We start from the raw sequence: 17,384 nt of genomic DNA, 5'->3' as shown, positions 1-17,384 counted from the left end.
CACTCCCCAGGCCAATTAGTACAGATCGTCACTGCGAAGCTCATCTGGTTCTACGCGACCTGGAAAATGCAGCCGATAGGCTTCGAGACGACTCACGAACCTGTTTGTTGATGTGACGAACCCCTGGCTGTCCCCGTCTGGCTGTTCGAACTCATATCCGTCCATCGCTTGAAGCGAACGGATCGCATCATTGTGTCGATGGCCCCTGACGACCTTGCCATTCGAGGCGCGAACAGCGGCACAGATGATTATTTCAGGTTGGGAGTCGCCCATACCTGCATTCAATACGGGTGCTCTGCAATCTGCAACCCTTCGCCTCGCCGCCAGCTGCCTCGCCTTCATTCGCGTCCACGATCAATTCTGAGCTTCCTGAAGTTCCTGCGCTTGGTTGGGGCGGATCGCGACAAGCTCCTTCTGTTCACCCCAAGTTTCTCAGCAGCTCGGATAATTCTTTCTTCTCTGCGTCGGCTTCAGCCTGTGTGTGGTATCCACACGAAACGAGAGTATCGGAAGAAAGGAGGAAAAGACCTCTAAAGCCCTCGCCAATCATACTCAGGCGATTCCGGTAAACCATGTGCTCGCCAGTGCGCAACTCTTCCCAGGTAACGTTGCTTATCAAAAGAAATATGATGGTTCTGTAGGAGAGCCCGTTTCGGACCGACTTTACTAAGTCAGGCTTTGTTCTTCGTATTAGGTGCCTTACTTTTTTGATTGTCGCTTCTATGGCGAGCGCCGGAAAACCAGTGAGAAGATGTTCCAGTTGGCTTTGAACGAACTCGCACTCCTTCATCGCAGCCAGATAACATCGCCGCTCCTCTTTTGTGTTCCTAATTTTTTCAACAATCGCGGAAAGCCCAAAAAAACGGCGCGCCGAGGTGCTCTGCCGATACTTGTCGCGACCGATACCGAGAATGCGTTTTGCTTCGGCAACCGCAGGACGCAGCTTTTCTTTAGTGGCCTGATCAAGCTGAGGTAACCTCCCGTCCGCGATGTCGCGCCCCATCTGCTCCAGCCTGGCATGATCAAAATAATGATCTGTAAGCGCCAGCGATAACATCAGATCATCATCTGATTGGGGGCGCGCTCCACAATTCCCACAGTTCGAAAACGCGCCGTGCTTACGGTCTCCGCATCTAAAGCACACGGCTTCCGTCATTGGCCCGCTTCCCCTTTGCCAACCTGACTATTTGACGTCGTCGCCCTCAGTGGCTAATTGCAATTCGTGTAGAGCGAATTGCCGACTTGATTGGTGATGCAGTTCGTTGGCCTTTGCGTCGGCGCGGGCGTCGTCGGCATGTAGTACGGCTGAGGCGGCGGCGTTTGGCGGGCCTGTTGCGCTAGTAGCCATTGCGCCGCAAACTGGCGCTGCTCTGCAGACGGCGGCTCCGATGCGCAGCCCGTCAACAGGATCGAGATCCCGAATACAAATGCTCGCTTCATGATTGTCCCCCTGCAGGCACCATCTACGGGTTGCCGGATAGTTTCAAGGGGTCGACTCGGTGCGTGGCGCTAGAAACCCGGCATCGCACCGGCGGCGCGTCACGGATCAGTTCGGCGGATCACGTCGTCATCATTCGCCGCCGTCGGCGATCGCCAGCTGCTTATCTGTGTGCGCCAGCGCAGTTCGGACAGCACGCGCGCCGGCTGCTTCGGATACCTCGTTTGCAAACGCTTGATCTCGTCCCGCAGCTTGAGCAAACGGCGAAGTTCGTGCGGGTCGAATCCAAGAATGTTGTCCATCGGCGATTTGTCGCATTTGCAGTGGGAACGTTTGCATTGTTCCCGAGGTTTAGGCTCGTGGGTGGTCTCGTTGGGGACAGTTTTACCGATCCGGAACTGGCTTTCAATTGCTTCCCATCGCCGCAGCGACCGTCCTGACCTGGAGCTTCAGACACTTTGCAGGTTTGGGCTGTTCGCTGCGGCGTGCATGTCATACGGGTGTGCGAGATTAGCGCGAAGCGCTCGTCGCACACGCCCGGTTCTAACCCGGGCATAAATCAAAACGAAAGAGAGAAGTTCCAATGGCGAAGAAGTCGAAAAAGGCCGTGCGTGTCCCCTACTCGAAGGACGACGTGAAGGCGCTGAAGGCGCACTCGCGGGCGCGCACACCGGTCGACAAGATCGCCAAACAGATGAAGCGATCAGTGCCGGCGCTCCGCGCCAAGGCTCACCAGATGGGGATCGGCCTCGGCGTCAATCAGCGCTGAGGTCGCTCCGGCGTCGGCCGCCAATCCCTACCCCCGGACCATGGCGGCCGGCGCGCGGCGCCACTGCCAGCTGCTGCCGTCCGCGAGAACATTGCGTGAAGGATCCAGAGGGCGGCGCAGCCGCAAGCTGCCGACTGCGGAGGCCTGACTGAGTAGGGCGAAGCCCTCGCCGCGTTTTGACACTTTCACGATCCTGGAGAAGATCGGTTGTGGTCCGGCACTCGCCGGCCACCGCGCGCCGGGGTGGACAGGCGCGGAGTGAAGACCGATGAAGATTACCTTTGGACGCTACCAGCTCACTGTCGAGAGCCCGATCGGGGCGTGCGTCGCCATGGTGATGTGCGGCTGCGTGACCGCCGTGGCGATGCTGGCCCTGCAGCTGAGGCCCCCGCTCTGGTAATCCAGCGCGGAGCGCTCGCTACAATTCGCAGGAGTTGACCTCGTCTTCGGAGAACTTCTCAGTCTCCCAGTCGAGCCGGTCCTTCACCTCTTCGAGCTGTTCAGTGATCAGGACGTAGTCCTCGAACGAGCTCGATGGGGTGATGTACTTCGCGATCAGCCGCTGCAGCTCGACCCTGAACTGATATTTGCTGACCGTCATGCGTCCTCGCTATCGGCGCCAGGGCTTGTCGATCCAGCTCTCGATCGCCCATTTCATGAACGGGTACCGTTCGAGCCAACGCACCACGTAGAGCATTTTGATGCGGTCGTAGGCCCACGCCTTGTCCTGGTCGATCAGTGTGCCGATCGTCGTCCTGCGTCGCTTCATGAGATCCCCCGAACCCTGGCTGACTATATCAGCGCGAAGCGCTCGCTGGCCATGCCCGTCTACAGGTTGCTCGGCGGGTCTCCGAACTCGGCAACGAGCTTTGCGATGGCCGCCTTGTCGGGCGAGGACCAGATGTCGCTGTGATAGCGGTCGGGCTTCGAGAAGCGGGACGACAGGTAGTCGTGCCAGCGCACCGTCTTCACGCGATCCGGCGGCGGCTCACGCTCGATGGTCCGAAAGTCTTCCTTCTCGGTGCCGCGCTCCCAGCCCTTCGGGGTCAGGTGCCAGTCAGTCCATTCATTGCTCAGCGACATACGGAACTCCATGAAATCCAGGCCGCAGATATGGGGGCGAGCCGGAAGGGTTGCGAGGTAAGCGCGAAGCGCTCGCTGCAAGTGGCCTTTTAGGGGGTCGCCGCCGCGGCATGGGGCCCCAAAACAGGGGGGTCTTTTGGAAGGCCGTACCCCCTTCTCGCGGCCCTCGATTTGTGGTAATGCAAACGTCTCCCCAGATCCGCAGAGAAGGCCCAGGAGAGGCCGTCCGTTTGGACCCTCCGAACCCCCCATGGGCGGGCCGCAGAGCCACTCACGGCCCCCGATTTCTACGCGCATCCAGTGTTCGAGGACATTGGGCCAGTCCCCTCGGGTAAATGGCCTTTTAGGGGTGCGAAGTTGGAACGTGTTGGCCAACCCAGTCCCCATGTCGAATAAAAAATTAGACTTTAGTAGGGGTGTCGATTCGATCTCTGGGAAACCCTAGTCAATGCTACCATAGTTGAATGTTTGTTCTCTCTTAGTTCTCAATCTTTCCACCGTCTAGATCGATCAATTCGAATGAATTGGAATGATCGTTTGCATTGCTTCTAACATGTTGATTTTGCTTCTCTTTTTCTGTGCGAATTTGTTTTCTTTCCGCTTGAAACCTCGATTTTTTGCCTCTCAACCTATTGATTTTGCTGCCATTTTTCCCTGCTTCTAAACTCAAGTCACGTTACCTATGGTGATTTTGTGCCCGCATATAGCGGGAGAGGCAAGCGGGTTTCCCGCGCGCTTTTCCACCTCGCGAATGACCTTCGCAGAGAACGGGAGAGCCATGCCAAAACCCCGGATTTTTCCGGATGGTCTGGAAAGACCGGGGCGAAACGGAAAGGCGAAACGAAATGGCTACCGCTACCGATACCCGCGCCGCTACCGCGCAAGAGATGGCAGAAACCAACGTTCTGCAGTCTGCCAATGAGAAGTTTTCCGATACCATCCAGACTCGCGCGGCTGACTTGGCAATCAAGTCTTTGGGCGCGGCCGAGTCCAGCACCTATGACGCCGTCGCCATGCTGGCGCTGAACCTCTGCGGCGAACAAATCCGCGCGCTGTTGACGGATAACAACTATGATCCGCAGAAAGACGCATGGATTTTCACCCGCGACATTTTGGTGAACGTTGCCCGCGCTGGCAAGATGATTTGGCGCGGCACCGAGTCCCATGCGGCGGCGATCATTGCGGCGAATGGCAAGCTTGACCGGTTGACCGGTGACGCCTTGCGCGCTGCAGAGTCGGAGCGGAACAAGCTTGCTTCCGAGTATGTGAAACTGAAGCATACCGGCGCAACCGGCGCCAATGGCAAGCCGGTGAACGTCAAGCTTATCGACTCCCTACAAACGCTCCGGACCTACGGAACGCGCCTTGCCGGTTTCATGCGGCTGAACCATGCGCCCGTCATCATGGAATGTGCCCGCGCTGCATCGGTCGAGTCGGCCGAAACAATGTGGAAAGCCAAGGTCGGCGAATTGCTTTCGTCGCAGTGGGGTATCATGCAATCCCGCTTGGCCGAATGGCACGAAATGAGCAAGGCGGACTCGTCCGGCAAGGCGGAAGGCGACAAGCCGGAAGCCAAGGCGGAAGCTACCGCCCCCGAGTCGGCCGGAGCGGAAGCCCCCGCGCCACTGACGGAAAGCGAGAAACTGGCGGCGATCATGGCTGCAGTGGATACGCTTTCAATCGACGCGCTGATGACGCTGCAGGCGCACATTAACGCCAAGGTCGGCGCCAATGTCGCGGCGGAAGCCCCGACGGCGGAAAACGTCATCCTCTTGCTTCCGCCCCCCGCTCCGGAAGCCCCGGCGGACGAAACCCCGGCGGAAGCCAAGGCGGACGAAACCGCCCCCAAGGCGAAGCGCAAGCGCAAGGCGGCGTAACCCGCCCCACTGCGCCCCCGCAAATCTCAAGGTTCCCGGCCTCACCGCCGGGGGCCTTTTTTGTGCCCTCCACGGAGTGTGAGCATGCCCCGGAAGAAACGCGCATTCGCCAATGCGAACTCGACCCCCCGCCCCCTGTCTGACAGTGACTGGCTGTCCCAGAATTTCCGGACATGTCGGGAAAAGGCAATCATCACCCCCGCCCCCGATGACGGGCGCACCACACTGGCCGAGACCCGGATGGCTGTAGGTGAAGCCCCCATGACCCCGGAGCAGCTCCGCGGCATGAACCAGATCAACAAGGCCCGCGAGATGTGGGCTGATACGCACTTCGAGGCTAAGGAGCCCCACCTGCGTTACACGCCATTCGTTGGCCCCCGCTTCCAGCCTCAGACGCCCGGCTATGCCCGTCGGAAGGCCCGCTTCGCTCAGCGCTGATACCGGCGCACCCCATACCCACCGGAGACCACGCCATGCTGACCGCCCGTCAGACCGGATACCTGCGCTCGCTCGTGACTGCCACCATCCAGAAGGCGGACGCGACCTCGGCTCGAGTTTTTCCTGACCCTCGGGAAAAGCCCGCGTCCCGCCCCACAGTGACGCAAGCCAAACCCCGCGAGAGCGTGCCCCGCTTCATCGTTCAGACCTTCCGCACTGGCCGATCCGAGTGTGAGCCATTCGGCGATTACGCCTTCGCCTTACGCCACGCATCCCTCAACGCCCCCGCCTCCGTCTGGTCCGCCGATCGCGTCACCATCAAGGACGGCGCCGTCCATCACCCCGTGAGCGAGAAGCCCCTCGCCAGGTACGCATGAGGCCCGCCATGAAGAACCTGCTCAACACCCGCGTGGATCTCGCCACGGGCGCCCTGATCCTGATGGCCTTCGCCTTCGCTGGGATCCTGATGGGGCAATTCCACCCCTGAATTATCAAGATGTAGTGGCTGGACCCCTGAAAATGGGGTCTGGACCCCCTCTTTTGCGGACTGAGATACCGATTTGAGGGTGACTGGCCCTAGATATGGTGTCTGCAGGGTCCGGAAATCGAATAAATGCAAATGGGCTTTTATGCTGAGGGTAAGGTCGACGCGACCGACTTCACGCTGTTTGCGCTCGTTTGCATTCGAAAATCGAGAATCTGCGTCTGACCGGTAGAGAGCCTGGCCCTAACGAGGACGCCTCTCCCTCCCTCTCCTGTCCCTGCTTCTCTCCCTGTCTGGAGGTGACTGGCTTGGGATTGTGGATCGCCGGCGGCCCTCGATTGGCGGCCCCGTATTCGTTCGTCGTCTCGTTGGGAAGTGCCTGTCCTGCAGGGCTTTCCGCCCCGTCCCACATCACCGGAGGAACCGATGCGTGCTCGTCTCGATGCGCTGTACCGTGCCTACATGGGCAGGTCCGGCATCACCCCCGTCCAGTCGGCAATACTGGCTGAGGCGGCCTGTGTCCTCTCCCAGAGAGGAGCCTCCGTCCCCGTGGTCAACGCCACGATCGAGGAGTTGGAGGCGGCCTTCGAAAATACCCCGGGGCGCCCGCTTATTGCTCGGCGGCCCATTTTCTCGGGAATTATTCTCGAATTTCCGCGGCGCTGAATCTGCGTCTCGGAACATCTCTCTTATCTCATGGGAAGTTGGCGGCATTATGACCGTAACTCCATGAGACTGCACACGAAATCGACCGGGCTGCCCGTAGGAAACACGGGAGCGGGAAGGCGGCGCCCCTTGGTGGGAATGCCAGCATCGACGCTGGATCACGCGACAGCCGGAGGTTCGAATCCTCCCCCGGTCACCCGGAAAAGCACGGGATGGCAAATTTGCGCTTGCCTTCCCGCTCGCTTGAATGCAAATAGCGCAAACGCAAACGGAGCGACCATGCCCCACGTATTCGAACATACCCCGACCGCTCAAGAAGTCTTCGACGCCGCCTGTGCATTCTTCGCTTCGTCCCCCGGCCCGTCGAGCGGCCTTGACGACATCTGCCTCTACCGAGACCCGACCGGTCGCAGCTGCGTCGCCGGCAACTTCGTCCCGGACGACAACTACGATCCGCGGATGGACGACATGTCCGTGATGCCGAACTACAAGCCGCACTCCGGCGGCAACAGCGTCAACAATCTGATCGAGCACTTCGGCGAAACCATCCCAGCTTGGTTCAGACAGCACCAGAAGCTGCTCGTCCAGCTGCAGAGCGTCCACGATCAGCGCGACAACTGGCGCCGCCGTGAGTGGAACTACGAGATGGTGTCCGGTCATCTGCAGAACGTCGCAGCCGTCAACGGGCTGAAGCGCGAGGCCATCCAGCACGTCGCGGCCCGCGCCAACATTCCGTCCGGCTGGAATGTGGTGGAGGTCTGAATGTCCGCCCTGATCGAAGGCGACAGAGTCGCTTACGCCGCAGTCTTCCTCAAGAACACCGGGCAGTTCACCGGCCCCGGCCCGCAGCGGCGCGGCACGTTCGTGAAGGTCTGGAAGAGCAACCCCGACTTCGCCCGCGTGAAGTGGGATGACTTCGAGCAGATCGCGGCGGCACTCGCCCAGCATTTGGGCGAGGACTACGTCGACGACGCCCGCGAGCACGGCCAGCTCGTCAACATCAACAACATCGCGAAGGTCGGGTCCGCCCGCTTCGCCTTGACCTGTGCGGGGGCGTGACATGCGCCGCGTCCCCCGCTCCATCCCGACCCTGATCGTCGTCCGCCGTGACGGCATCATCGAGTCCGTCGGCATGCGTTCCCTGCGGATCGCCCGTGCTGCCGCTCGCAGCTTCTACGTCGCCGGCACCTGCCGTGCTGCGTTCGCCATGTGGAGGTGAGGATGAAGTGCCTGAAGCACATCCTCTCCGATGAAGTCATCCGCGTGTCGGAGCGGGAGGCGGAAGCCATCCGCGCCGCCGATCAGCTCGAACCGAAGTGCTGGCAGTACTGCCCGAAGCACGAATGGAAGGCCAAGTCATGAAGTTCCCCGAGGGCTTCAACCCGCCGTCCCAGGCAACGATCGACCGCGTCAACAATCCCGACACGTTCGTCGTCGTCTGGTGGAACGGCATCCCCGCCGACAACAGCGGCAAGCGGATGGTGCTGTACCTGACCGATCGCTTCAACGCGATGGGTACGGCCAACACCTGGGACATCTGGCGAAGCAACGCCAAGCAGTACGCCACCGAGCGCGAGGCCGAGCTGGCCCGCGTCGAGATCATCATCCCTCACATCCGGGATCAGGCCCGGGTGTACCCCAACTGCGAAGCGCACGTCCGCACGGGCGGCATCCCCGGAAAGGAGCTGACATGAACTACCGGCAGCTGCTCGCCGAAGAGGTGGAGGCCATCACGGCCTTTGCAGCGGCACACGGCAGGCATTGGCGAGACACCCTCGCCCAGACCTATTGGTACAACGCTCGAGTCTGGCGGGACCGATCCGGCAAGGAGCATCCGGTGCTGCACCGCATGCGCAACGAGTTCGGTCCGGCCTGGCTCTTCGATCACTTCAAACTCCCCAGCGAGGCAGCATGAACACGCTGACCACCATCACCATGCGCGAGGTCGTCGTCTCCCGGTTCAGGTCGGACGATGAGGCGCGATCCGCATTCGCGGAAGCTCGCAATGATCAGTTCGTCGTTCTTGCCACCCTGCACCTCGGCGAGACGCTCGCGGCAACCTACGAGAACACCGACGACCTCGACCTGAGCATGGGGAGGTTCGGATGAGCAAGTTCGAGAAGGATGACTGGGTGCGCTCTGTCCGCGTCGGCTCCAAAGGGTCGTTCGTCGGTCAGATCAAGGACGTGCTCGACGGCGGCGAATACGTCGTCCGCGATGACGACCGGAAGCGCTGGCTGCGCAAGGAGGACGAACTGTCCCCCGCCCAGCCGAAGGCGGACAACGACAATGAGCAGGCGGACCAGCGTGCCCGCATGCAGCACTGGAGGCTGTGATGACCGAGCGCGAACGCAAACGCCGCCGCATGGCGCTCATCCGCATCCTGTCCGACATGTCCCGCAACGGCTGGGCCGGCGCCCGGTACGAAGACTACCACCCGCTCGAAGTCGAGCTGACGCAGCTGGAGACGAAGTGATGGGGTTGATGGACACGATCCAATTTCTCGAAAACCTCGCCGATACGCTCGATGGATGGGCGGAAGAGTCGCGTCGCGGCGGCTGGTCCACGCATCAGGTCGAGGCCAATCGGCGCGAGGCCGACAGGTGCCGCCGCAAGGCTGCCGAACTGAAGAGGCTGCTCTCCCGATGACTGATGCATTCGAGCAGTTTCAGGCCCGCGTGCGAGCAAGCGATCGCATGCTCTGCGAGGCCGACATTTACTGGCGGGCCAACCGCTGGGACGAGGCTGCGACTCAGGAGATGCCGCAGTTTCTCACTCGATCAGCTCAGCGTGCGTATCTCGACCATCGTCGAGAGTTTCGCAGCTAACGAGGCCCCGAGGTGTGCAGTAAAGCGGTCTGCACACATAGGCAGGGGAAATCCGCAGGACCACTCATCAAACGGCTTAGCTCTTGGCGCCCATGGTCCGTGCCAGGCGATGATAGCCACCATGACACGACGTAGGAAGTTTGCGGCCCGGAGAAATGGGACACCGCTCATAGGTTGCTGCGACCCAAACGCAGTGGCGAGGCCGGCGCTATCCGGCCATCCAATTCCCGAGTCCGAGACCATGAAGAAGCGAAAGAAGCCGAGCCGTCGCTCACCGATCGCCCGTGATCTGCGGACGCCGAAATACAAGCCCCGCGTTGTGCCCAACAAGAAGCGCAAGGCGAAGGCGCCGAGTTACAGCAGCGATGATGGAGTACGGCCATGAAGAAGTAATCAACCCCCACTGTGACCCCGAACGAGAGTTGAGTTTTTGGACCGGTGAAGCCGCGAGCGACCGGACGCACAGCCTGACCAGCGGCAGGCAAACCAATCCGCTGGTGCAATTTGGAGCGAGACATGGACTGGCACATATCAGCCGCGGCATTCGTTTTCGGATGCCAGCTGGCGATCTGGTTGTTCACTCCGCTCTGAGAGACGTGCCCGGGTAACGCCGGGCTAGTGAGGCCGTCAACCTCATGAAGAGAAGCCGGGTGTTCCCGGCAGGGTGCATCGGCACTCAACGGCCTGGTCCACGGATGTGGACGCGATGGTGGTAGCGATAGCGAGACACGGCCGAGGCGCAAGCCAGCGAAGCACGCCTCGCCCACCAGAATTTCTCCGACCGAGTTTTTCCTGACCCTCAGGAAAAGCGAAGCCGTGCCCAACCGCTTGTTTGAATGCAAAGGAGACCCGCAATGCCTAAGCGACAGGACAACATCTCGTTCGTCCGCGACCTGATGAACCACAGCCAGTTCGGCCCGCTCGCCCAGCTGTTCGTGCTCGATGCACTGAGCAAGTGGGCGGACAAGGTCGCCGAGGCTGATCCGGCAGCGATCGAGTCCCCGATGATCAGCGGCGCGGCCTGGGTCGGCGTTGCAAAAGAGATCAAGGGCAAGATCGACGCGAGGATCGCATGAGCGACCTCGAAGGCGACACCTACACCGCCGAGATCGCGTTTCTCGGCGAGCCCGACGAGCTGGTTTGCCGCTGCGGCAGCTGTGACTGGTCCGGCACCGCAATCGAATGCTCCGAGATCGACGACTGCAGTCTGACGCCGGGCGACGCCTCGCCGTGCGGTCGCTGCCCCGTGTGCGACTCGCTGGCCTACCTCGATGGTCCGCTCGATCGAGCGAAGGACCGCGTCGAAGAGCTGCTCAAGATCGTCCGCGCCTTCGTCAACCCCGTCACCGTGATGCACGACATCCCGGTCCGCCTCGACATGAACTGCCTCCGCGACGACGCAGTCAAGCTGCTGAAGGAAATCGACAATGAGCAAGCCTGAGACCATCACGACCAACTACCTCGTCATCGAGACCGCGCTGGCCATCTACACGGTGCTCGAAGACACCATGCTGAAGTTCGGCGAGACGCTGCCCGACGATCATCCGTACAAGGCTGCCGAGCAGCAGATGGTCCGCTGGTGTGAGAACTACGGTGCTGGCGGCCGACGACTGCAGTCCTGGCGCCTGGCTCCGCTGATCGAGAGCGTCTGGGCGATCATGAACCAGGACGACCGCGACGGCAACATCTGCTGGGACTTCGAGTTCGTCCCTCAGTTCCTGCTCTACTGCCTCAGCTTCACCGAGGATGAGGATGTCGAGCCGGTCATCGCTGGCGCCGAGAAGCTCCGCGACCTGTACTACACGGCTCGTTCGCGGTGTGCGGCATTCAAGAGCAGCAAGCCGGTCGGCAGCCGCGAGCGCGATCAGTTCATCCACGACTGCCGGGATGAAGCCGAGGAGCAGTGGAAGTACGCCGACCTGATCAGCGATCACCCGGAGGCCGTGCAGAACGCCTTCGAAGCGAAGGAAGATCCGGCCGCATTCGTCAAGGCGCTCGGTGAGGATCTCGACCTGATCGACTTCGGGCCGTGGAAATGAACCCGTTCGACTTCTACGACGCCGGCTATGCGGCCGGCTTGGAGGGGAACGATGCATGCCCGCATCTCCCCTTCACCTTCCAATGGATGTGGTGGCAGGCGGGACAATTCGTCGGCCATCACACCCTCTGCACGCAACTTGAGGCGATCGCCGCCTTCTTCCCGCAGGACTGACCATGCCCGACGCGCATCATCTGCCGCCGCTGATGAACTTCCACATTCGCCACATCGTCCAGTCGATGCATGGCATCCAGCGGCGGCAGATCGCCAGTGCGCTGAAGGGTCTGGACCTGATCGAGAAGGCGCACCGGGTCTACATGGCCGCGCTCAACGCAGGCTGGTCGCTCGACGATGACGAGTGGTGGTGGCGTCCGATGAAGGCTGACGACAAGCACTTCGACGAATGCCACTTCGGCTTCACCACCCGCGACTCGGAGATACCGGGCGAGCCCAACTGCGTGTTCGTCCGCTGCCCGACCTACGCCCTCGCCTACGACCGCGGCGAGATCACCCCATACAAGAAGAGCCATCTGGCCTTCAGCAGGAGCAAGGTCTGATGACCAACTATGAGCGATCGGCGTGCCCCCAGTCGTCACCGTGGGGTGCCATCCAGGACAAACGCGAGCTGGCGCCCGGCATCTGGTCGGTCTCGACCGCCAGTCACGGCGGCATCAAGCTGTCCCGCGAACGCAACGCGGCGGTCCCGAAGTACATGCGAGCCGAGGCTGGCTGGTACGAGGAGGACTGCCAGTGGTCAGTCGCCGCTGTAATCCATCCGATCGCATTCCAGCGCATGATCAAGATCGAGGGCCGCCCGGACAAGTCCGAGTACGAGATAGCGGTCGAGACCTTCCGCGGCTGGTATCCCGATGAATATGAGCAGTTCTTCGATGTGAAGCTGAAGCGCGGCGAGTCCCGTGCTCGCGACGAGCGGCTCTTCCAGATCGAGAACGGCGTCAACTTTGTCGTGTCGTCCGCATGGGGCGATTGGGCGCACTGGGTGCCCAAGGACATGGTCGGCGTCTGTGCTCGCCGCGAGAGCGACAAACTCGAGAAGTGGTTCCTGGTCGATGCGCCGCTTTACCAGAAGCGAGGCAACTTCGGTTTCGTCATCGACCTCACCCGTGACCTTGAAATCCCCAAACCCGAGAGGCCGCAATGAACGATCATCAGGCAATGCTTGCCATCCAGGAACAGATGGATGGCGTGGAGTGGGACAGCGATACGCTGTCCGCGATCGGCGACATCATGATCAATGCCGGATACCGCATCCGCGACATGAACGACGTCGACCTCGAAGCCAGGAGCGTGCTGGCGTCCCTGCCGAAGGCCCAGCTCGACAAGGCGTGGATGCTCGTGATCGGCAGCGAGAGCGAGCTGAACGACCTGATCGACTGGATCGCCGATCATCCGTCCAAGGAGGAGCTGGACGAGGAAGGCATCCCGGAGACCAACCGTGCCCGCCTCGACACCTGGCTGCGGCAAATCCTCGACGAGAGCGAGAAGGACGCATACCCGGCCTACTATCCGGTCCCGCTCGAACTGGTGAACCTCCTCAATATGCTGATCGAGGACTGGTCGGAGGTTGAGGGCGCGCACGGCGAGACCTTCACCACCATGCTGACGTCGTCGGAGGGCTGACGATGCGTGAGTTCATCAGCGGCCACACTAGCGGCGGCGCGTTCGACGTCGAACCCAACGACCGCATCGTCATCTATCTGGTCGGTCCTCGCGGTGGCACTCGCTGCTGTGAGGTGCTCGACACCCTGCAGGCGCGCACCCTTCGCGACAACCTCGACCTGGCCCTGCTGAAGATCCGGGACGCCGAGGTGCGGCGTGAGGAGGCCGCGCAGCCGGCTCCAGCGTACGACATAGGCCGCCCCGGCAGCATCGACCACATGCCGGAGCGCAACGGCCGGCGAGTACGAGGATAGGTACCCACGATGACGTCGAAATGCACGCTGTGTTCAGTGGTGGAGTCACCCGGCTTCTATACCGGATGCATGGTCAAGGATGGCCATGCTCCCGAGTGGGAGTGCGACGGCCTGGGCAACCTCACCAGGAAAGAGGACGCCGAGGACAACAGCATGAACGAGTATCCCGAGCCCGTGTATGAGGCGGAGGATATCGGCTGCGAGTGCAACGACGCCGGCATGGAGTCTGAGTGGGAGTGGACTCCCGACCAGAACGCCTATGTCTGCAACGGATGCGGAGAGGTTCAGTGAGACCGACCGGCAAGGCCTATGATCTGCCGACACCCAGGATCGCTATCGGCGCCAAAGTCGTCGGATTCAAGCTCGATGACTACAGCCGATACATGTGGGCGCGCTTCCAGCTCCGCGAGTTCGGCAGAACCGCGAAGAGGCTACGCTTCTTGGGCTACTGCAAGAGAGAGCCCGGCGAGACAATCATCGTTCCACGCTGGAAGGAAATAATCCGCGAGGTCTTCACCGTCGTGGACTCGGCATACGAGATCGAGGTCGCCGGCATCCAGGCAAGCGGTCTCCACCTGCAAGGCCATCCAACGAACGCCTGCTACGTCGGCGGCGGCTCCGGCTGGAGTGGGATGGACTTCTCCTACCAACTGCTGTTCCGGGCGAAGCGTGGCAAGAACCACGTCGTGGTCCTGCAGCCGTCGGATCTGCGCCTCTTCTACGAATACCACCTGCTCAAGCACATCAACCACTGACATCAAGGAACTACGACTATGAAACTGCACGCACTCTGTGCGTCGGCGGTCGCGCTGACGCTTGCCTTCGCCTCGCCTGCTCTCGCCGTCACAAAGGCGGACAAGGAGTTCGCCCTCCTCGCCTCTGCGTCCTGGGTGGTGATCGCCCTCTGCCCTCAGTACGACATGGTCGACGGCGCCCCGCGAAAGACCGCCGATCGCAACGGCGCTGACTTCGACACCGTTGGCCCGGCCGTGGTCGCGGCAATGATGGCCCAGATGGACAAGCCCTACGAGCGGGCCGACATGATCCCGGAGATCTCCATCACGGTTCGCGATGTCGTCCAGGACATCATGCAGGACGTCAGGCGCAGCAAACCGGCCGAGTGCCGAAAATGGGGCGAGGCCATCTCGCCGGCCGGCATGATCAAGCTGAAATGAGGGCGGTCGGTTTCGCCTGCCCCAGGGTGATCGGCGTCGCCCTGGGGCTCGTCGCGGTCTTCTATGCCGTGATGTCACACCTTTGAATTAACGCTTGCTTGAATGCAAACGCTATGCAATTCTAATGCAAACGAAGGGAACTAGCACATGGCCTACCAGCTCCGGATCGGAGAGATCATCGAAGCGATGCACCGGGCGAAGATGCCCGAGGTGGAACACTTCACCGCAGCTGTCGAAAGCCTCGGTACCGTGATGTCGAAGATGCTCGCCGCCAAGATCGGCGTGGTGGGCGGCGACGTGACGTACGGCGCCGGCATGTTCGCTGCGCCGTTCGAGCCCGTGACCGTGGGTCAGCCGCTCCCCGACGAGCTGGCGGACCTCGACTGCGAAGAATGCTGGGGAGAGTAGCAATGTTCGCCATCGGCATGCCTCCGGGCAAGACCCTGCCCTTCGGTACGGTCGTCGTCCAGACCGTCACCTTCAACCACACACATCGGGATCGCGCCGGGTTCACCTGGGTCGAACCGATCACGCTCGACATCCACATGCTCGGCCTGCTCCCCGTGGTGACCAGGCCCTGCAACGACAACGAGGAGGCGGCCTGATGGGCGTTCTGCAAGGCTTCATCAAGGAGATCGACAAATGCCTTACGCTCAGGAAGTGAAGGAGCTGGCCTACACGCTCGATCCGCCAGCCTGGGTCTCCTACAGCGGGAGGCCCAGGAACTACAAGGCGGTGATGGACGGCCGGCGCTCGCTCTCGCTGATCAAGGCGCAGCAGCAGATCGACGCTGTCATCGAACGGAGGCACGGCGGTCGCCGCGTCTCTCAGTTTCGTGACGAACCGCTCGACAGCTTCATGGTCGAGATCATCGACGGCGACGGCTGCCAGAGCGTCGAGTATTCCGACAGCCTGTGCTTGGGCGATGACATCCAGCGCTGGATCAACGATGGCCGGGTGATCGGGAAGATCACCATCTATCCGAACTAGCGCTTGCGGACGACGATGCCGCTGTCCAGGCGCTTCTCACGGATGCCTCTGACCTTCGCCAGCAGGCCGTCATGGGACAGCAGCGGGATGTTCGCCTTCTCGCCAGCGATGCGGATGGCCTGGATGGCCAGCTCCGACGTCACGTCGAACCAGTCACCGACCAGCCGGCGGTTGGCCTTGTCGAACAGTGCGGCGGTATCGTTGAAGATCCGGACGGCGAACGCCTCGTTCGTGGTCCAGATCGCATGATGGATCTTCAGCGGCTCCCAGCTGCCGGGCTGCAGGCACTCGATCCGCTTCTTGAGATTGGTCGAGGCGCCGAGCCGTAGCGGCCGACCCCCGAGGGGGCCGGCTGCATAGACGCAGGCGAACTGAAGTTCATCGAAGATAGCGCGTTCCGGCTTAGTCGAAAGCCAAGGTAACCCATAGACCAATTCAGTTTTCTGCATGCCTCCCTATACCTGAACGTTTGCTTAAATGCAAATTTGCGCTTGCAATTAATGCAAACGATGGTCTAAGGGCGTGCAGCCAAACACCCCGTCAATTCAAGCGCGGGCCGCCGTCACTGACGGGGTGACCTCAACCAGTCGGCCGCAACACCAAAGGAGAACTGCAAATGGATCCCACCATGGGACAGACTGCCATCTACGGTATCGAGCAGCCGCTGACCAACGCTCCGATGCCCGCTCCGGTCACCGAGACGTCGGTGATCAGCATGTCCGGCTACCTGAACAAGGCCGACATGCAGGCCGACCAGGCTGCCGGCACGGAAGCCTCCGGACTGACCGCCGAGATCGACAACGGCGCCCTGCCCGTTGCCGAGACCTCCGAGGTCTTCGCTGCCGGCGTCTCGACCGAGGAAGTGTTCGCCGCCGTCACGGGCGATCCACTGCCTGCGCCCGAAGCCCCTCCCGCGCCGCCGAAGTATCCGGTCGGCAAGGTCGACTTCAACAAGCCGTTCGAGATCACCAAGGTCGATGACCACCGCGCCGTCCTCACCGAGATCGTGATCTTGTCGGTGCTGAACGACGCCACGTTCCCCGTGGTGATCGCCGGCTACGACGACAACGCCGGTGAGCGCGTCGTCCTCCAGTTCGACCTGGAAGGCGACGACATCAACGGTGACTGGCTGGTGGAGAACCTCTCGACCGAGCCGCAGACCAAGTTCGTCCGGCTGTTCCAGAACGACGACCGCGAGTTCAGCGTCGACGAGGAGCTGTACGACACCGAGGCGGCGGCCAAGCGCGCCTTCGACAACGGCGACGTGTTCGGCGTCTTCGCGGTCGTCCTCCCGCCGCGCGGCGCTGCGCTCCTCACCCAGCCGACCGTCGTCGATGGTGTGGACGAGGTCAACGAGGAGGAAGAGCACGACGAGGGCGGTGACGACGAGGTCGTGGCCGAGGTCGTCGAGGCCACCCCGCCGGCTCCGCCGCACCCGGATGCGAAGTGGGTCAGCGGTCGCCTGGTCGCCCCCGGCCAGATCGTCCGCTTCCACAAGCAGCATGTCGGCACCCGCGACGTCGAGGTCATCAAGACCCGCGACCACTCGTACGCCACGCTGTTCGTGAGGCCGCAGGACGGGTCCAACCCGTACTGGGCGCTGAACAAGAACCTCCGCAGCTGATCCTGCCTCGCCCGTCTCCTTCGGGGGACGGGCACCCCTC

General features: G+C 61.6%; 40 protein-coding genes. 32 read left to right on the top strand and 8 right to left on the bottom strand.

The window, feature by feature from the left end; translation table 11 throughout:
* Nucleotides 1-15 precede the first annotated feature (15 nt).
* The 4 genes from QA639_RS42145 to QA639_RS21415 form a co-directional block, all read right to left on the bottom strand.
* On the bottom strand, nt 16-273 hold the full coding sequence (locus QA639_RS42145) for a Y16D family protein (RefSeq protein WP_487247044.1): 258 nt from the start codon (nt 271-273) through the stop codon (nt 16-18).
* Nucleotides 274-418: 145 nt separating this feature from the next.
* Nucleotides 419-1,057, bottom strand: coding sequence for a hypothetical protein (locus QA639_RS21425; protein WP_283087309.1), 639 nt, complete (start codon nt 1,055-1,057; stop codon nt 419-421).
* 152 nt (nt 1,058-1,209) lie between these two features.
* Nucleotides 1,210-1,440 carry a hypothetical protein gene (locus QA639_RS21420; RefSeq protein WP_283087308.1) on the bottom strand — a complete coding sequence of 77 codons (231 nt, stop codon included), beginning with the start codon at nt 1,438-1,440 and terminating at the stop codon, nt 1,210-1,212.
* 99 nt (nt 1,441-1,539) lie between these two features.
* Entirely contained in the window at nt 1,540-1,740 is a 201-nt protein-coding gene (locus tag QA639_RS21415; RefSeq protein ID WP_283087307.1) for a hypothetical protein, read from the bottom strand.
* A 281-nt stretch (nt 1,741-2,021) separates the two neighbouring features.
* Between QA639_RS21415 and QA639_RS21410 the strand changes: the two genes are divergently transcribed.
* Nucleotides 2,022-2,207 carry a hypothetical protein gene (locus QA639_RS21410; protein ID WP_283087306.1) on the top strand — a complete coding sequence of 62 codons (186 nt, stop codon included), beginning with the start codon at nt 2,022-2,024 and terminating at the stop codon, nt 2,205-2,207.
* A 268-nt stretch (nt 2,208-2,475) separates the two neighbouring features.
* Nucleotides 2,476-2,607, top strand: coding sequence for a hypothetical protein (locus QA639_RS21405; RefSeq protein ID WP_283087305.1), 132 nt, complete (start codon nt 2,476-2,478; stop codon nt 2,605-2,607).
* A gap of 18 nt (nt 2,608-2,625) precedes the next feature.
* On the opposite strand, the gene QA639_RS21400 is transcribed toward QA639_RS21405, so the two are convergent.
* The 3 genes from QA639_RS21400 to QA639_RS21390 are packed head-to-tail and all read right to left on the bottom strand — an operon-like array spanning nt 2,626 to nt 3,290.
* A complete protein-coding gene (locus QA639_RS21400; RefSeq protein ID WP_283087304.1) occupies nt 2,626-2,808 on the bottom strand; it encodes a hypothetical protein in 183 nt (60 codons plus the stop codon).
* A gap of 9 nt (nt 2,809-2,817) precedes the next feature.
* Nucleotides 2,818-2,976: a hypothetical protein gene (locus QA639_RS21395; protein ID WP_283087303.1), complete on the bottom strand. Its 159-nt coding sequence runs from the start codon at nt 2,974-2,976 to the stop codon at nt 2,818-2,820.
* Nucleotides 2,977-3,035: 59 nt separating this feature from the next.
* On the bottom strand, nt 3,036-3,290 hold the full coding sequence (locus tag QA639_RS21390) for a hypothetical protein (protein ID WP_283087302.1): 255 nt from the start codon (nt 3,288-3,290) through the stop codon (nt 3,036-3,038).
* Nucleotides 3,291-4,093: 803 nt separating this feature from the next.
* Between QA639_RS21390 and QA639_RS21385 the strand changes: the two genes are divergently transcribed.
* The 29 genes from QA639_RS21385 (at nt 4,094) to QA639_RS21245 (ending at nt 15,720) form a co-directional block, all read left to right on the top strand.
* Nucleotides 4,094-5,167 (top strand): hypothetical protein, encoded by a 1,074-nt coding sequence (locus QA639_RS21385; RefSeq protein ID WP_283087301.1) that lies wholly within the window; start codon nt 4,094-4,096, stop codon nt 5,165-5,167.
* 84 nt (nt 5,168-5,251) lie between these two features.
* Nucleotides 5,252-5,605, top strand: a complete 354-nt coding sequence (locus tag QA639_RS21380) for a hypothetical protein (protein WP_283087300.1) — start codon at nt 5,252-5,254, stop codon at nt 5,603-5,605.
* 35 nt (nt 5,606-5,640) lie between these two features.
* Nucleotides 5,641-5,982 carry a hypothetical protein gene (locus QA639_RS21375; RefSeq protein ID WP_283087299.1) on the top strand — a complete coding sequence of 114 codons (342 nt, stop codon included), beginning with the start codon at nt 5,641-5,643 and terminating at the stop codon, nt 5,980-5,982.
* 533 nt (nt 5,983-6,515) lie between these two features.
* Nucleotides 6,516-6,755, top strand: a complete 240-nt coding sequence (locus tag QA639_RS21370; RefSeq protein WP_283087298.1) for a hypothetical protein — start codon at nt 6,516-6,518, stop codon at nt 6,753-6,755.
* 279 nt (nt 6,756-7,034) lie between these two features.
* Nucleotides 7,035-7,517 carry a hypothetical protein gene (locus QA639_RS21365; protein ID WP_283087297.1) on the top strand — a complete coding sequence of 161 codons (483 nt, stop codon included), beginning with the start codon at nt 7,035-7,037 and terminating at the stop codon, nt 7,515-7,517.
* Nucleotides 7,518-7,814, top strand: a complete 297-nt coding sequence (locus QA639_RS21360) for a hypothetical protein (protein ID WP_283087296.1) — start codon at nt 7,518-7,520, stop codon at nt 7,812-7,814.
* Nucleotide 7,815: 1 nt separating this feature from the next.
* The gene (locus QA639_RS21355) at nt 7,816-7,974 is read left to right on the top strand and encodes a hypothetical protein (protein ID WP_283087295.1); all 159 of its coding nucleotides are present in this window, start codon (nt 7,816-7,818) and stop codon (nt 7,972-7,974) included.
* 2 nt (nt 7,975-7,976) lie between these two features.
* The gene (locus QA639_RS21350) at nt 7,977-8,117 is read left to right on the top strand and encodes a hypothetical protein (protein WP_283087294.1); all 141 of its coding nucleotides are present in this window, start codon (nt 7,977-7,979) and stop codon (nt 8,115-8,117) included.
* Nucleotides 8,114-8,449: a hypothetical protein gene (locus QA639_RS21345; protein ID WP_283087293.1), complete on the top strand. Its 336-nt coding sequence runs from the start codon at nt 8,114-8,116 to the stop codon at nt 8,447-8,449. Before QA639_RS21350 ends, QA639_RS21345 begins: the two co-directional genes overlap by 4 nt.
* On the top strand, nt 8,446-8,670 hold the full coding sequence (locus QA639_RS21340) for a hypothetical protein (RefSeq protein ID WP_283087292.1): 225 nt from the start codon (nt 8,446-8,448) through the stop codon (nt 8,668-8,670). The genes QA639_RS21345 and QA639_RS21340 overlap by 4 nt, the downstream gene beginning before the upstream one ends.
* Nucleotides 8,667-8,864 (top strand): hypothetical protein, encoded by a 198-nt coding sequence (locus QA639_RS21335; RefSeq protein WP_283087291.1) that lies wholly within the window; start codon nt 8,667-8,669, stop codon nt 8,862-8,864. Before QA639_RS21340 ends, QA639_RS21335 begins: the two co-directional genes overlap by 4 nt.
* Nucleotides 8,861-9,091, top strand: a complete 231-nt coding sequence (locus tag QA639_RS21330; RefSeq protein WP_283087290.1) for a hypothetical protein — start codon at nt 8,861-8,863, stop codon at nt 9,089-9,091. The genes QA639_RS21335 and QA639_RS21330 overlap by 4 nt, the downstream gene beginning before the upstream one ends.
* On the top strand, nt 9,091-9,231 hold the full coding sequence (locus QA639_RS21325) for a hypothetical protein (protein ID WP_283087289.1): 141 nt from the start codon (nt 9,091-9,093) through the stop codon (nt 9,229-9,231). The genes QA639_RS21330 and QA639_RS21325 overlap by 1 nt, the downstream gene beginning before the upstream one ends.
* Entirely contained in the window at nt 9,231-9,404 is a 174-nt protein-coding gene (locus QA639_RS21320) for a hypothetical protein (protein WP_283087288.1), read from the top strand. The genes QA639_RS21325 and QA639_RS21320 overlap by 1 nt, the downstream gene beginning before the upstream one ends.
* Complete coding sequence (locus QA639_RS21315) at nt 9,401-9,583, top strand: hypothetical protein (RefSeq protein WP_283087287.1); 183 nt, start codon at nt 9,401-9,403, stop codon at nt 9,581-9,583. Before QA639_RS21320 ends, QA639_RS21315 begins: the two co-directional genes overlap by 4 nt.
* 854 nt (nt 9,584-10,437) lie before the next feature.
* The gene (locus QA639_RS21310) at nt 10,438-10,659 is read left to right on the top strand and encodes a hypothetical protein (protein WP_283087286.1); all 222 of its coding nucleotides are present in this window, start codon (nt 10,438-10,440) and stop codon (nt 10,657-10,659) included.
* Entirely contained in the window at nt 10,656-11,024 is a 369-nt protein-coding gene (locus QA639_RS21305) for a hypothetical protein (RefSeq protein ID WP_283087285.1), read from the top strand. Before QA639_RS21310 ends, QA639_RS21305 begins: the two co-directional genes overlap by 4 nt.
* Nucleotides 11,011-11,622, top strand: coding sequence for a hypothetical protein (locus QA639_RS21300; RefSeq protein ID WP_283087284.1), 612 nt, complete (start codon nt 11,011-11,013; stop codon nt 11,620-11,622). The genes QA639_RS21305 and QA639_RS21300 overlap by 14 nt, the downstream gene beginning before the upstream one ends.
* Nucleotides 11,619-11,795, top strand: a complete 177-nt coding sequence (locus QA639_RS21295; protein WP_283087283.1) for a hypothetical protein — start codon at nt 11,619-11,621, stop codon at nt 11,793-11,795. Before QA639_RS21300 ends, QA639_RS21295 begins: the two co-directional genes overlap by 4 nt.
* Before the next feature lie 2 nt (nt 11,796-11,797).
* The gene (locus QA639_RS21290) at nt 11,798-12,178 is read left to right on the top strand and encodes a hypothetical protein (protein ID WP_283087282.1); all 381 of its coding nucleotides are present in this window, start codon (nt 11,798-11,800) and stop codon (nt 12,176-12,178) included.
* A complete protein-coding gene (locus QA639_RS21285; RefSeq protein ID WP_283087281.1) occupies nt 12,178-12,783 on the top strand; it encodes a DUF7007 domain-containing protein in 606 nt (201 codons plus the stop codon). The genes QA639_RS21290 and QA639_RS21285 overlap by 1 nt, the downstream gene beginning before the upstream one ends.
* Nucleotides 12,780-13,262: a hypothetical protein gene (locus QA639_RS21280; RefSeq protein WP_283087280.1), complete on the top strand. Its 483-nt coding sequence runs from the start codon at nt 12,780-12,782 to the stop codon at nt 13,260-13,262. The genes QA639_RS21285 and QA639_RS21280 overlap by 4 nt, the downstream gene beginning before the upstream one ends.
* 2 nt (nt 13,263-13,264) lie before the next feature.
* Complete coding sequence (locus QA639_RS21275) at nt 13,265-13,555, top strand: hypothetical protein (protein ID WP_283087279.1); 291 nt, start codon at nt 13,265-13,267, stop codon at nt 13,553-13,555.
* Between the two features lie 9 nt (nt 13,556-13,564).
* Complete coding sequence (locus tag QA639_RS21270; protein ID WP_283087278.1) at nt 13,565-13,846, top strand: hypothetical protein; 282 nt, start codon at nt 13,565-13,567, stop codon at nt 13,844-13,846.
* Nucleotides 13,843-14,310 carry a hypothetical protein gene (locus QA639_RS21265; protein ID WP_283087277.1) on the top strand — a complete coding sequence of 156 codons (468 nt, stop codon included), beginning with the start codon at nt 13,843-13,845 and terminating at the stop codon, nt 14,308-14,310. The genes QA639_RS21270 and QA639_RS21265 overlap by 4 nt, the downstream gene beginning before the upstream one ends.
* An 18-nt stretch (nt 14,311-14,328) precedes the next feature.
* On the top strand, nt 14,329-14,730 hold the full coding sequence (locus QA639_RS21260; RefSeq protein ID WP_283087276.1) for a hypothetical protein: 402 nt from the start codon (nt 14,329-14,331) through the stop codon (nt 14,728-14,730).
* 147 nt (nt 14,731-14,877) lie between these two features.
* The gene (locus QA639_RS21255; RefSeq protein ID WP_283087275.1) at nt 14,878-15,138 is read left to right on the top strand and encodes a hypothetical protein; all 261 of its coding nucleotides are present in this window, start codon (nt 14,878-14,880) and stop codon (nt 15,136-15,138) included.
* Between the two features lie 2 nt (nt 15,139-15,140).
* Entirely contained in the window at nt 15,141-15,335 is a 195-nt protein-coding gene (locus QA639_RS21250) for a hypothetical protein (protein ID WP_283087274.1), read from the top strand.
* Between the two features lie 37 nt (nt 15,336-15,372).
* Nucleotides 15,373-15,720, top strand: coding sequence for a hypothetical protein (locus tag QA639_RS21245; RefSeq protein WP_283087273.1), 348 nt, complete (start codon nt 15,373-15,375; stop codon nt 15,718-15,720).
* Here the strand turns inward: QA639_RS21245 and QA639_RS21240 are convergent.
* Nucleotides 15,717-16,169 (bottom strand): hypothetical protein, encoded by a 453-nt coding sequence (locus tag QA639_RS21240; protein WP_283087272.1) that lies wholly within the window; start codon nt 16,167-16,169, stop codon nt 15,717-15,719. The genes QA639_RS21245 and QA639_RS21240 overlap by 4 nt on opposite strands.
* A 167-nt stretch (nt 16,170-16,336) precedes the next feature.
* Here QA639_RS21240 and QA639_RS21235 point away from each other — a divergent pair, with 167 nt between their 5' ends.
* Nucleotides 16,337-17,344: a hypothetical protein gene (locus QA639_RS21235; protein ID WP_283087271.1), complete on the top strand. Its 1,008-nt coding sequence runs from the start codon at nt 16,337-16,339 to the stop codon at nt 17,342-17,344.
* Nucleotides 17,345-17,384: the final 40 nt, after the last annotated feature.

The sequence above is a fragment of the Bradyrhizobium pachyrhizi genome, assembly GCF_029714545.1.
Lineage (GTDB): Bacteria > Pseudomonadota > Alphaproteobacteria > Rhizobiales > Xanthobacteraceae > Bradyrhizobium > Bradyrhizobium pachyrhizi.
This window is presented reverse-complemented; position numbering and strand designations above follow the sequence as displayed.